Below are 12,510 nucleotides of genomic sequence, written 5' to 3'. Positions count from 1 at the left end.
AAGCCCTTGGACGGGCTCTGAATACCTGACGCCATGGAGGTGCCGTCAGTCGCTGCTCGCGGGGGGCGCGGCGCGCATCAAGAGCGCCCTGAGCGTTGTGGATGGGTCTGACCCTAGCCAAGAAAAAGTGATCCATGTCACACCTTATCCAGAGATGTCTGGTGGCTATTCCTGGATGGACGGCGTGTCGCCATCATGGGGAACCCGGGTTTCCTCGCGGGCCGACACAGGGCAAAAAGGGTCCTCCGGCTTAGACCTCCAGGGGCTGCCGGCGGATCAGGGAGGCGGGCGACTTGCCAATCGCCTCAGTCGAGAACTACTGTATAAAAGAACAGTTATGGAGCCCGCGCCCATGGCCCAGAGCCAGCCATCCCAGCTGACCTCCTATGATCGCCTGACGATGCGGGTGTCGCGGCTGGTGAACAACGCGCGCGGGGTCATCGACAAGCACGTGAATGTGGAGCGCCTGGAAGCGAGCAGCGAGGACTGGGAATTGTTGCTTGAAGCCTTTGGCGAGACCGAAGGCCTGATCGTGGCTCATCGCGATGACGGCAGCATCGACCTGTTCTGGAAGGTCAGCTACGACGATTTCTGAGCGGTCATGACAGAGCGCAGGCTTCGCAAGCGGCTTGGCGCTGGAAGGAGGTTGACCATGAATATCCAGCGCCTGGGGCCTGCCTGGGCCCCCGTCTACCGGCAACTGATGCTGGACGCCTATGCCCGACATCCGGAAGCCTTCACCTCCAGCCCCGAGGAGCGGGCGGCGCTGCCGCTCGACTGGTGGGTGCGTCGGCTGCAAGAGGATGACCAGGCGCAAGAGCAGGTCTGGGGCGCAACCCGGGACGCGGAGCTGCTGGGCGTTGTCGGTCTTGGCCGCGAGACGCAGGAAAAGGTCCGGCACAAGGCGACCCTGTTCGGGCTGTACGTTCCTGATCGTTACCGGCGTCTGGGAATCGCCAAGGGCCTGCTGGACGAACTCCTGACCCATGCGCAGGGGCTGCCCGGGCTCAGGGTCGTTCAGCTCACGGTGACCGAGGGTAATGATGCCGCGCTGGCGCTGTACCGGCAGGCGGGCTTCAACCTCTTCGGCAGCGAGCCGCAGGCAATAGCCGTGGGGGATGGCTTGCTTACCAAACTGCACCTCTGGTGCGATCTGGACAGGTTGCGCCGCGGCTAGCGCGTCCCTGCCATCCACCACACCGCGATCCTTTCCCGGCCGGGCGCCAGATCGCGGTCCCTTGGGTCATGGGATGTCGTGAAACTGCCTCCAAATCGCCGCCACACCGTCATATCACCGCTCTAGGCTCGCCGCCCCAAGACAGCTTGTAACAAGTTGTATCCACAGGGCCAAGGAGAAGAGCTGGTGAAACGTTCAGGTAACAAACCCGCGGTGTTGACGGTCGCGTTCGCGGCCTCGCTGTTGGCGCTTTCGGTGCAAGCGGCCAGCCGTTCGGGCAACAACGCCATCAATGGCGTCGACCTGCTGTCAGGCTACAACAGGCTCTGGACCCCCGGCGCCACCTGGAACACCGGCACGCCCACCGCCTTCGGGGCGCCCATCCTGCAGCGCAATATCCAATACGTGGTCGACCTCGCGAAGACCCGCACCCAGGCCCAGGAGATAGCGGCCTACTACGACGACCGCCGCGACCAGAGTTACAGCCTGATCAGCGGCCTGGGTTCCCTGGCCAATGGCTACCTGGCCGGCTCCGGCGCCCTCACCACCATCCCGGTGTTCGACGCCTCCACCCAGACCACCAAGTACAACGACAACGGCAACGGCGCCGGCGACGCCAACGCGCAACTGGGCAAGGTGGTGCAACTGGTCCAGGCGATCCGCAACGATGCCTCCACCACTCCGGCGAAGAACGCCTACCAGTATCCGCGGCCCTGGCGGCAAGCCAGCGTGGACATCGTGCCGCTGTCGTTGCGCCCGGCGCTCAGCACCACGCCGCAGAGCGACGGCGGCTTTCCCAGCGGCCATACCAACGCGGCCTACCTGGCGGCAATGGGCTTCGGTTACGCCGTACCCCAGCGCCTGGGTGAAGAACTCTTCCGCGCCTCGGAGCTGGGCAACAACCGCATCATCGCCGGCATGCACTCGCCGCTGGACGTGATCGGTGGCCGCATCACCGCCACCTACTTCGCCATCGACAACCTGGTCAACAACGCCCAGCTGCGCAGCGATGCCTTCGCCCAGGCCCAGGCCTACTTCGCCCAGCAGTGCGGCGGCGACATCAACACCTGCGTGGACGGCATCGATCCGGCCACCGACCAGCAGTCCCAGCACGCCCAGGACAAGGCGCTGTACACCGCCCGCATGACCTACGGCTTCGCTCCCGTCGGTCCGACCAACCTGGCGCCGGTGGTGCCGGTCAACGCCGAGGTGCTGCTGGAGACGCGCTTTCCCTATCTCACCGCCAGTCAGCGCCGCGACATCCTGGCCAGCACCGAGCTGTCTTCCGGCTATGTGGTCATCGACGAATCCAACGGCTACGGTCGCCTCAACCTGATGGCCGCGGCCGACGGCTACGCGGCCTTCACCGGCAATGTCAGCGTCAACATGGAGGCCAGCCAGGGTGGCTTCAACGCCCGCGACGCCTGGCGCAACAACATCGCTGGCAGCGGCAGCCTGACCAAGAACGGCAGCGGCGAACTCACCCTCAGCGGCGTCAACACCTACAGCGGCGGGACGGTAATCAATGGCGGCACCCTGCGTGGCCATGCCCAGGCCTTCGGCAGCGGCGACATCACCGATAATGCCACCCTGGTGCTGGACCAGTCGGTCAACAGCAGCCTGGTCAACAACCTGCACGGCAGCGGCAGCCTGGTGAAGACCGGGGACGGCTCCCTGAGCCTGACCGGCAACAGCGACTTTTCCGGTACCACCCGCGTCAACCAGGGTCGCCTGGCCATCAACGGCAACCTCGGTAATTCGGCGGTCACCGTCAACACGGGCGCCATCCTTGGCGGCACCGGCAGTCTCGCCAGCCTGCGTGTGGCCGAGGGCGGCATCCTCGCGCCCGGCAACTCGGTGGGGCAACTCAACGTCAACGGCAACGCCGTCCTCGACCAGGTCTCGACCTATCAGGTCGAGACCGATGCCAGCGGTCGCGCCGATCGCCTGATGGCCAGTGGCAGCATCACCGTCGACGGCGCCACCCTGGCGCTGGTTTCCAGCCCCTCCTGGCAGCCGCTGGGCAGCTATCAGCTGCTAAGCGCGGGCAATGGCCTGAGCGGTCGCTTCGGCCAGATCCAGTCCGACTTCGCCTTCCTCACCCCGACCCTGAGCTATGGCGCCAGCCAGGCGACCCTGAGCCTGGCGCGCAATGGCGTGGCCTTCGCCGAGCTGGCCGAGGGCCGCAACGCCCGCGCCGCCGCAACGGGCCTGGATAACGCCGGTGCCGGCAATGCCGTGTGGAATCAGGTGGCCGCGACCAACGCCGCCGGCGCCCGGAGCACCTTCCAGAGCCTGGGCAACGAGCTGCACGCCTCGACCAACACCGTGCTGGTGGAAAACAGCCGGCTGGTACGCAATGCCATGAGCGATCGCCTGAGCGACGCCCAAGACGAGCTGCCGTCCAGTTCCGGCATCCAGGGGCTGGCCGGCAGTCGCGAGCGCGGGCTGGTCTGGACCCAGGCCCTTGGCGCCTGGGGTCGCAACGACGGCAGTCACGACGCCAGCAGCCTGGACAGCCACAGCCGTGGCCTGCTGATCGGCAGCGACGTACCCCTGGACAGCGGTTGGCGCGTCGGCGGGCTGGTGGGCTTCGGTCACACCGATCTCGACCTGCGCGGCGAGTCCGGTTCGGCGGACAGCACCGACTACCACCTGGGCTTCTATGCCGGCCAGCAGTGGGACGCCCTCAGCCTCAAGCTGGGCCTGGCCCACAGTTGGCACTCGGTGGAAGCGCGGCGCAACCTGGCGATCCTCGGTAACGACCAGCGCCTGGCGCCGGACTACGATGCCGGTACCAGCCAGGCGTTCGGCGAACTGGCCTATCGGATCGAGCAGGGCGGCGTGAGTCTGGAGCCCTTCGCCAATCTGGCCCAGGTGCATCTGCAGACCGATGCCTTTCGCGAGCGCAGCGGTGCGCTGGAGCTGGACAGTCGGCGGCAGACCACTGATGCGACCTTCAGCACCCTGGGCCTGCGCCTGGCGGCCAAGCCACTCGGTGGGCTGAAGGTGGTGCCGAGCGCAACCCTGGGCTGGCGCCATGCCTTTGGCGACACCACCCCCGAGCACGAGTCGGCCTTTGCCGGTGGCCCGGACTTCAAGCTGGTGGGGGCACCCATTGCGCGGGACGCGGCGGTGGTGCGCGGCGCCCTGGACCTGGCGCTGAGCGAGACGGTGTCGCTGGGATTGGGCTATGACGGCCAGTTGAGCAGCCATACCAAGGACCAGGACCTCAACGCCCGGCTCAGCTGGCGCTTCTGAGGAAAGGCGCCTGACTGTCCGAAAGGACAGGGAGCCTGGCCCGCGCAGGAGGCTGCCGGAAACGGACAGCCTCCTGCCGTGAGGGCTAGAAGGACGCCAGATTGTCCGGCGTGATCAGCTGGAAGGGGACCCGGGTGAGATTGCTGCTGGTGGAGCCGTTGGCCAGCCGCAGGGCCATGTCCACCGCGCCCTGGCCCTGGCCCTTGGCGTCCTGCAGCACGCTGACCGCCAGCTTGCCCTCGCGCATCTCCTGCAGCCCGTCGGGGGTGCCGTCGATGCCGCCCACCAGGTATTTCGCCAGCGGCTTGCCGGCCTTTTCCAGACCGCGGATCGCGCCGATGGCCATCTCGTCGTTGTTGGCGGCGACGATTTCGAAGGCCACGCCCTTGTCGACCCACTGCAGAACGCGTTCGGTCGCCTCACTGCGCTGCCAGTTGGCCGAGGCCTTCACCACCACCTGCATGTCGGGGTACTTGGCGACGACCTTCTCGACGCTTTCGGTGCGCAGCTTGGTCGCCGGGTGGGCCGGTTCGCCCATCAGGATGGCCACCTTGCCCTTGTAGCCGGCACGGCGAGCCAGCTCCTCCATCTGCATCGTCGCGGCCTCCACCTCGTCCGAGCCGACGAAGCCGGCATAGGCGGGCAGGGGAGAGACGCTGGGACGATAGTTGATGAACACCAGCGGCACCTTGCTGCTCATCGCCAGCGACAGCATCTCCTGGGTATGGCTGTCGTCGATGAGATTGACGATGACCGCATCGACATGGGCCGCGATCAGGTTGCGGTACTGGCGTAGCTGCAGGGCGCTGTCACTGTTGGCGTTTTCCAGGAAGACGTCCGCGTCCAGGGTATGGGCGCGTTCCTCGACATTGTTGATCAGCAGGGTGCGGAAATTGTCGCGCTTGGAGGTCAGGACGCCGATCAGCGGGGCGCTGGCGTGGGCCAGGTTGGCGCAGGTGGCGGCCAGCACGAGACCGGCGAGAAGGCGAAGCTTTGGCTTGAACATGAGTCGGTCCCCGGTCAGACACTGAAACGTTGCAGCAGCTCGCGCTGCCGGCTGGCCATGAGCGAGAGGTCCTCGCTGCTCTGCGCGGCGCTGTCGGCACCTTCTGCAGCCCTGAGCGCGGCATCGTTGATCTGCACCATCATGCGGCTGGTTTCCTGCACGGTGGCGCTCTGCTCTTCGGTGGCGGCGGCGATCTGGGTATTCATCTCGCGGATGGTGCCGACCGCCTGGCTCATGCTCTGCAGGGCTTCCCGGGCGGAGGAGGCGAGTTGCACGCACTCCCCGGACTGGGCACGGCTCACCCCCATGATTTCCACCACCGAATGGATCTTCTGCTGCATCTGTTCGATCTGTTGCTGGATCTCGCTGGTGGAGGCCTGGGTACGACTGGCGAGGGAACGTACCTCGTCGGCGACCACGGCGAAGCCGCGGCCCTGCTCACCGGCGCGAGCGGCTTCGATGGCGGCGTTGAGGGCGAGCAGATTGGTCTGCTCGGCGATATTGCGGATGGCGTCGACGATGCCGTCGATGCTCTGGCCATAGCCCTGCAATTCATCGGTGGCCTGGGCGGCGACCTGGATCTGCCGCGCCTGGCGTTGGATGCTGTCGATGGTCTCGGCGACGGTGGTACCGGTCGCCGTGCTCAGTTCGAAGGTGTGGTCGACCGCATCCTTGGTGTCGATGGCGCGCTGGGCCACCTCGGCCACGGTGCTTTCCATCTGGGTCATCGCCGAGGCGGCGGAGCCGAGCCGCTCGCTCTGCTCCTCCACGGCGCGGGTGGTAGTGGCACTGATGTCGGCATTGGCCTGGGCGGTACGCCGGAGGTCGTCGGCCGACTGGGTGAGGGTCTGAACCGTGGTCTGCAGCGAGCGGATCAGCTCGTTGAGATAGCCGCCCAGTTCGCTGAATTCGTCCTTGCGGCGCACATCGAACTGGACCCGCAGATCGCCGGCCGTGACCTGGCGCAGCGAGTCGCGGAACGCCTGCAGCGGTCGCCGCAGACCGCGGGCGACCCACAGGCCGATGATCACGGCGGCGCAGATCGCCAGCAGGGCAACGATCGCCAGGACCTGGCGGCTGGTGGCCACGCTGGCATCGGTATCACCCTTGGCTTGTTGCGCGACGGCGACGGCACCGGCGCTGAGGGTGCGCAGCGCATCCAGGGTCGCCTGCAGGGCGGTGCCGGTGCGCTGGCGCTGAGCGTCGAACTGGGCCTCGGCCGCGGCCTGTCGCTCATAGGCCTGGCGCAGGCCGTCGGGCGCGGTCATCTCGTGCAGCAGCCGGGTGACCATCACCCCCACGATGCGTGCGCTGCGCTCGTCGATGGCGGCCAGGGCGCGCAGCCGATCGGTGATGACATCCTGCTGCTGGTTGAGCGTCACCGCCAGACCTGGCAGATCCAGGCGGGCCGCCTGAGCGGCGAAGGCGGCATAGGTCTTGTCCGTCTCGATCAGCAGCATCTGGGCGGCGCGAACTGCCGCGCTGGCACCTTCCGCCTTCTGTTGCGCACTGTAGGCCTGCAGGTAGCTGGACAGGCGATTGGCCTCCGGCGTGGCATAGCCCTGCAGGGTCCGGGTGGCACGGCGCACCTCGACCAGCTGGCGATAGCTGTCGATGAGGATTTTTGCCTGGTCGCCATAGGCGTTGCCCAGCTTCTGCTCCTGAGCGAGCGCCTGGATCAGCGGGTCGTGGCCGCGCAACAGCGCCGGCAAACGCTGGTGCAGCTGCAGGTAGTCGGCGAACTGCTGCTGGAATTGCTGCTCGTGCGTGGCGATCGGCGCGGAATCGGTCTCGGCCAGCAGGCTGAGCAGGGTCTGGTTGGCGCCCAGCAGCTGCACGTTGATTTCGCCGACGGCCTGGCCGAGCGGCGCGGATTGCTCGGTGATGACCGCCAGCCGCTCATGGATGGACTGGGTACTGGTGAAGCTTACGGCGACGATACCCAGCAGCAGCAGCACCAGAAGAGCGATGCCGCCGACTACCCGTTGAAGAAGCGTCATGGTTGTTCCCTGCTTTGTTATCGGTGTAGAGGCAGGAGGCCATTGGCGGCAGGTGTCATCGTGCGTCTCGATGCCTGTCCATGGCCAACATCCCCGCAGCCTAGTCTTATCGCCTGACCTTTCCGCAGGGTCTGCAGACGTGCGGCCTGCGCCGGGCGATCAGCTGTCGTCGACACCCGCCAGCGCTCGCGCCAGAGCCTGGCGTGCCGTTTCGCGTGCTGGACGGGCAGCTGCATCCCCTGACGGCGAGGCACGGGTCGGGGGCTCAAATAGCGCCACCGTGCGACGGACACCTCAGGTTGCGATGCTGGAGTGCTCGGCCAGAAACCAATCCGGGCTTCGTCAGGTCCCTGAAAGGTCTCTTTTCTCAGGAATACCCGATGTCCAAAGCTCTGCTGTGCTCCCTCGTACTGGCTACCGCCGCAACCCTGACGGCGTGCGACAAGACCTCCGAAGACCACGCCCAGGACGCTCAGACCCATAGCCAGAAGGCCCAGGAGAAGGCGGCCGAAGGCAAGGTCGAGCGCGCCTCCAAGGAGCAGGCCAAGGCGCAGGAAGACCGGGCCCAGGCCAATGAAGCCGCGGCCACCGAAGGGCGCAACACGCCTCCCGATTCCGCCGTGCCCGGCTATATCAAGACGCCCGGCAAGGAAAATCCTTGAGTCTCGACCGCGGTCGGCGGTCGGTTCAGGACCGGCCGTCGAGGGGGCGACGCGAGTGGCAAGGCCTGCCGCAAGAGGGCTTAGCGCCTTCTTTGCTGTCCAGCGAAATCGGGGCGTGACGCTCTCGCTGGCGGAACATCCGGAGAGCGGGAGGAGGAGGGCCAGGGCAAAGGTCTGATCGGCGGCGCGGGGAACGGGCCTCGGCGTGCCGACGACAGCCATCGTCGAGGCGAGCAACGGCTGTTTACATCCGGGCCAGGACGATTAGAGTAGGGGCCACTTCGCCATCATTCGTCCAGCCTCCGGAGCCGCCATGAGCCTTTCGCGACCGATCCACTGGTATCGTGCCCGCAGCACGCTCGAAATCGTCGCCCTGGGCCTGGGCGTCATCGCGCTGGTGATCGCTGTCGATCAGGGCCTGCGCAACTCGCCCTCGGAACACCTCGCCGACTATCACGCCTGCAAGGGTGACGGTGGCCTGGCGCGAATGAACGCCATCGGCGAAATCGTCTGCCGGCTGCCCAGTCCGGTGATCGGCCAGGTGGCAGCCAAGACCCCGGCGGTCTCCGGCCTCTAAACCACCGCCAGGCTTCGCACTGCGCGGCCCGTTCAGGATCAGCCCGATCCTGTGACCGGACCTTTTCGGCCCGGTGATGCCTCTTTCCTGCATTCCTTCCTGATGCCGTCCTGAACTCTGGGCGTGGATCACGGCTGCCTGGCATTCGCGATGCGAACAGCTATTGCTTACCGTAACATTTGATAATGAGAGTTTTTATCATTTAAAGTGCTGGCCCTCGCGGGATCCCGCGAAGAGCAGCCTTCAAGTGCACGGCGTCGGCTGCAACGCCACGGTCACAAGGATCACCATGAACACCCAAGGAACCCTCTGCCAGCCCGTCCGCCTTCGCCGCGGGGCTCTCCGTCAGCTGCTCCTGATCGGCGCGCTGATTCCCTTTCCGCTGACGGCCCTGGCCGCCACGGTGGCCGAGCAGAACGCCACGGAACTGGACACCCTGACCATCGAAGGCAACCGCCTCTACGACATGGCGCCCTCGGAACAGACCGGCGGCTATACCGTGGATTCGGCGACCGTGGGCACCAAGACGCCGGCCGCCCTGCGTGACATTCCCCAGTCGATCACCTCCTACACCAGCGACTACATCAAGGACCGCAACTTCAACACCCTGGACGAGCTGGCCAAGTCCACCGCCGGCCTGCGGGTGCTGACCAACGACAGCGGGCGTTCCTCCATCTATTCGCGTGGTTACGAGTACGACGAATACAACATCGACGGCCTGCCGGCGCCCATGACCAGCATCTTCGGCACCGTACCCATCCTCTCGCCCTTCGACCGGGTCGAGATCATGCGCGGGCCCTCCGGGCTGTTCAACAGCACCAGCGAGCTGGGCGGCATCGTCAACATGGTGCGCAAGCGCGGCACCGAGGACTTCCAGGGCCATATCACCGGGCGCTACGGCTCCTGGGACACCAATTACCAGGAGATCGACCTGGCCGGTCCGCTCACCGAAAGCAAGAATGTCCGCGGTCGCTTCGTCGCCTCCCGCGCCGACACCAATGGCGAAGTGGACTACAACGCCAACACCGACCAGAGCTACTACGGCGACCTGGACATCGACCTGTCCGACGCCACCCAGATCTCCTTCGGCCTGATCCATCAGGTCAAGAACCTCACCCCGCACAACGGCTATCCCACCGACACCCAGGGCAATCTGCTGGACTTCAGCCAGTCGCGCTTCCTGGGAGCGGACTGGAACTACTTCGACGGCAAGACCACCGACGGCATCTTCGAGCTGACCCACAGGTTCGATAACGGCGGCTATGGGCGCATCGCCGCGCGGGCGTCGCACCGGGAGGCGGATTACCTCTATGCCTTCACCGGCGGGGCGGTGCAGGCCAACGGCAATACCAGCATTCGTGCCAGCACCCGGGACTTCGAGCAGGACGCCTATTCCCTCGACGCCAGCTACAGCCAGCCATTCGAGGCGCTGGGGCAGGTCAGCGAATTCGTTGTGGGTACCGACTACAAGCACTACGACACCGATTACCAGAACGGCAACAGCGTCCTGGGTACGGTCAATGTGAACAGCTATTCGCCGACCCGCTTCGCCAAGCCGGCTCGCGCCTACCAGACCGACTTCAGCAGCGAGGATCGCGAATTCGGCCTCTATTCCAAGGTCACCTTCCGCCCCATCGAGCGCCTGGCGCTGATCGGTGGCGCCCGTGTTTCCTGGTACAGGGGCGATGCCTACACCACCACCCTGGCCAGTGGTGCCGAGGCGGGCGAGAGCCAGAAGCACAGCGGTTTCGTCACTCCCTATCTGGGTACCGTCTACGACCTGGACGACTACCATTCCCTCTATGCCAGTTATTCCAAGGTGTACAAGCCGCAGAACGAGCTGGATGCCCAGGGCAAGGCCATCGATCCGCGCGAGGGCGACCAGTACGAAGTCGGCATCAAGGGCAGCTACTTCAATGGCGACATGAATGCGCGCCTGTCGATCTTCCAGCTGACCGACGAGAATCGCGCGTCCACGCCTTTCGATGCCAATGGTCTTGCGATCACCACCTATTCCGAAGCGTCCGGCAAGACGCGGGTGAAGGGGGCTGAGATCGAGGTCAGCGGCAAGCTCACCGAGCAGTGGGAAATGCTCGCCGGCTACACCTACATGGATACCCAGAACCTCAGCGGCGATGGCAACACCCTGTTCGAAGCCATGCCCAAGCACATGGCCTCGCTGTGGACCAAATACACCCTGGCGGGTGGTCCGCTGACCGGGCTGAGCATCGGTGGCGGGGTGACCGCCATGAGCGATTTCTCCCAGACCAACCAGACCTCCGGGGTCACCGTGTCCGCCCCCGGCTATGCCACGGTGGATGCCAAGTTCTCCTATCCGGTCACCAAGCAGCTCACCGCGACCCTGGACGTGAACAACCTCCTCGACAAGGAATACTGGTCGCGCGTAGGTTCGGTTTCCACCTTCAACTTCCAGGGCCCCTCGCGCAGCGTGATGGTCGGCGCGCGTTACGACTTCTGAAGTTCAGGCCGACCCGGGTCGGGCTCAGGTCGGCCAAGGCGCTGCACGCCGTGACGATCTCTTCCACGATGTACCGAGATGCGATGAAAGATTCACTCTTCCAGCAGGACGATGTCGGCAGCGAGCCCTGGTGGCAGGCCGTGGCCTGCCGCGGCACGCCGCTGATCGAACCCACTGTGGCCGGGCGCTATCGCCTGACCTTTGTCTGGCGCGATCCCGAAGGGCTGGCCGAGCGTTCCAGCACTCAGCGGGTCTGGCTCAATGTCACCGGGGTCACCGACCATCATCAACCGGGCCTGCCGCAGAGCCTGCGGCGCCTGCCAGGCAGCGATGTCTGGGCCTGGGAGACCGAGCTGGAGGGCGGCTGGCGCGGCAGCTATTGCCTGATCCCCAGCGCGGAGCCGGCGCCCTTCGAAGGCGAGGCCCAGCCCGATCTCCACGGCATCCGCCTCTGGTGGCGCAGCGTCTTTTCCCTGGCCCAGGCCGATCGGCTCAATCCCCGGCGTGCCTGGCAGGGTGGGCGCGGGCTGGCGGTGTCGAGCGTGCACCTGCCGGAGGCGCCTGCGCAGCCGGCCTGGGCGGCCTTTGATATCGATCGCAGCCTGGCGCCAGCGGCCTGGCCGAGTCTGCAGCAGTACCAATGGACGAGTGCTCGGCTCGGCAACAGCCGCCCGGTATGGATCTTTGCCACCGGTAATACCACCCCTTTGAAGCGACCGCTGGCCATCCTGCTGGATGGGCAGTTCTGGGCGCAGACGATGCCCATCGGCGCGCCGCTGCAACAGCTTACCGCTGCCGGGCAACTGCCGGAGGCGGTCTATCTGCTGATCGACAACAGCGACCGCGCCCTGCGTGGTAGCGAGTTGCCCTGCAATCCCGAATTCTGGCTGGCGGTGCAGGAAGAGCTGCTGCCGCAGGTGCGCGACTGGGCGCCTCATGCGCAGTCACCGTCCTCGACGGTCGTCGCCGGGCAGAGCTTCGGCGGTCTGGCGGCGCTCTATGCCGCGCTGCACTGGCCGGAGCGCTTCGGCTGCGCCCTGAGCCAGTCCGGTTCCTTCTGGTGGCCGCAGCGCGGTGCGCCGGGACGGCTGTTCGAGGCACTGGCGAGCGGGCAGGGGAGCACGCATTCCTTGCGGCTGTTCATCGAGGCCGGGTTGCGCGAGCCGGCCATCCTCGAAGCCTCCCGCGCCCTGGTCCCACGCCTGCGCGAGCAGGGTCACGACCTCGACTATCGCGAGATCGATGGGGGCCATGATGCCCTCTGGTGGCGCGGCGGGCTGCTCGACGGTCTGGTCCGCCTCTGGCAACCCCTGCTCGCCGACGCCCCTCGCTAATCCCCCTTTTCCAG

General features: G+C 66.1%; 9 protein-coding genes. 7 read left to right on the top strand and 2 right to left on the bottom strand.

Annotated elements, in window-relative coordinates; genetic code table 11:
• Positions 1-352 precede the first annotated feature (352 nt).
• From AABM56_RS14890 to AABM56_RS14880, 3 genes are all read left to right on the top strand, one after another.
• Positions 353-595 carry a DUF1654 domain-containing protein gene (locus AABM56_RS14890; RefSeq protein ID WP_347883441.1) on the top strand — a complete coding sequence of 81 codons (243 nt, stop codon included), beginning with the start codon at positions 353-355 and terminating at the stop codon, positions 593-595.
• A 57-nt stretch (positions 596-652) separates the two neighbouring features.
• On the top strand, positions 653-1,177 hold the full coding sequence (locus tag AABM56_RS14885) for a GNAT family N-acetyltransferase (RefSeq protein WP_133861195.1): 525 nt from the start codon (positions 653-655) through the stop codon (positions 1,175-1,177).
• Positions 1,178-1,363: 186 nt separating this feature from the next.
• Positions 1,364-4,438 carry an autotransporter domain-containing protein gene (locus tag AABM56_RS14880; protein ID WP_347883440.1) on the top strand — a complete coding sequence of 1,025 codons (3,075 nt, stop codon included), beginning with the start codon at positions 1,364-1,366 and terminating at the stop codon, positions 4,436-4,438.
• Between the two features lie 85 nt (positions 4,439-4,523).
• On the opposite strand, the gene AABM56_RS14875 is transcribed toward AABM56_RS14880, so the two are convergent.
• Together AABM56_RS14875 and AABM56_RS14870 are read right to left on the bottom strand one after the other, a co-directional pair.
• On the bottom strand, positions 4,524-5,444 hold the full coding sequence (locus AABM56_RS14875) for a substrate-binding domain-containing protein (RefSeq protein ID WP_133861194.1): 921 nt from the start codon (positions 5,442-5,444) through the stop codon (positions 4,524-4,526).
• A 14-nt stretch (positions 5,445-5,458) separates the two neighbouring features.
• Positions 5,459-7,444 (bottom strand): methyl-accepting chemotaxis protein, encoded by a 1,986-nt coding sequence (locus AABM56_RS14870; protein WP_133861193.1) that lies wholly within the window; start codon positions 7,442-7,444, stop codon positions 5,459-5,461.
• 380 nt (positions 7,445-7,824) lie between these two features.
• Here AABM56_RS14870 and AABM56_RS14865 point away from each other — a divergent pair, with 380 nt between their 5' ends.
• The 4 genes from AABM56_RS14865 (at position 7,825) to fes (ending at position 12,496) form a co-directional block, all read left to right on the top strand.
• Positions 7,825-8,106 carry a hypothetical protein gene (locus tag AABM56_RS14865; protein ID WP_133861192.1) on the top strand — a complete coding sequence of 94 codons (282 nt, stop codon included), beginning with the start codon at positions 7,825-7,827 and terminating at the stop codon, positions 8,104-8,106.
• 313 nt (positions 8,107-8,419) lie between these two features.
• Positions 8,420-8,683, top strand: a complete 264-nt coding sequence (locus AABM56_RS14860) for a hypothetical protein (protein WP_133861191.1) — start codon at positions 8,420-8,422, stop codon at positions 8,681-8,683.
• Positions 8,684-8,972: 289 nt separating this feature from the next.
• Positions 8,973-11,162, top strand: a complete 2,190-nt coding sequence (locus tag AABM56_RS14855; protein WP_133861190.1) for a TonB-dependent siderophore receptor — start codon at positions 8,973-8,975, stop codon at positions 11,160-11,162.
• A gap of 83 nt (positions 11,163-11,245) precedes the next feature.
• Positions 11,246-12,496: an enterochelin esterase gene (gene fes, locus AABM56_RS14850; RefSeq protein WP_347883439.1), complete on the top strand. Its 1,251-nt coding sequence runs from the start codon at positions 11,246-11,248 to the stop codon at positions 12,494-12,496.
• Positions 12,497-12,510 lie beyond the last annotated feature (14 nt).

Origin of the sequence: Pseudomonas aestiva, assembly GCF_039908605.1 — a bacterium.
Taxonomy (GTDB): domain Bacteria; phylum Pseudomonadota; class Gammaproteobacteria; order Pseudomonadales; family Pseudomonadaceae; genus Chryseomonas; species Chryseomonas aestiva.
This window is presented reverse-complemented; position numbering and strand designations above follow the sequence as displayed.

What these genes read in the sequence shown, in the direction of transcription:
- AABM56_RS14890 (WP_347883441.1), top strand. Translation starts at nt 353, where the DNA reads ATGGCCCAGAGCCAGCCATCCCAGCTGACCTCCTATGATCGCCTGACG.
- AABM56_RS14885 (WP_133861195.1), top strand. Translation starts at nt 653, where the DNA reads ATGAATATCCAGCGCCTGGGGCCTGCCTGGGCCCCCGTCTACCGGCAA.
- AABM56_RS14875 (WP_133861194.1), bottom strand. Translation starts at nt 5,444, where the DNA reads ATGTTCAAGCCAAAGCTTCGCCTTCTCGCCGGTCTCGTGCTGGCCGCC.
- AABM56_RS14870 (WP_133861193.1), bottom strand. Translation starts at nt 7,444, where the DNA reads ATGACGCTTCTTCAACGGGTAGTCGGCGGCATCGCTCTTCTGGTGCTG.
- AABM56_RS14865 (WP_133861192.1), top strand. Translation starts at nt 7,825, where the DNA reads ATGTCCAAAGCTCTGCTGTGCTCCCTCGTACTGGCTACCGCCGCAACC.
- AABM56_RS14860 (WP_133861191.1), top strand. Translation starts at nt 8,420, where the DNA reads ATGAGCCTTTCGCGACCGATCCACTGGTATCGTGCCCGCAGCACGCTC.
- AABM56_RS14855 (WP_133861190.1), top strand. Translation starts at nt 8,973, where the DNA reads ATGAACACCCAAGGAACCCTCTGCCAGCCCGTCCGCCTTCGCCGCGGG.
- fes (WP_347883439.1), top strand. Translation starts at nt 11,246, where the DNA reads ATGAAAGATTCACTCTTCCAGCAGGACGATGTCGGCAGCGAGCCCTGG.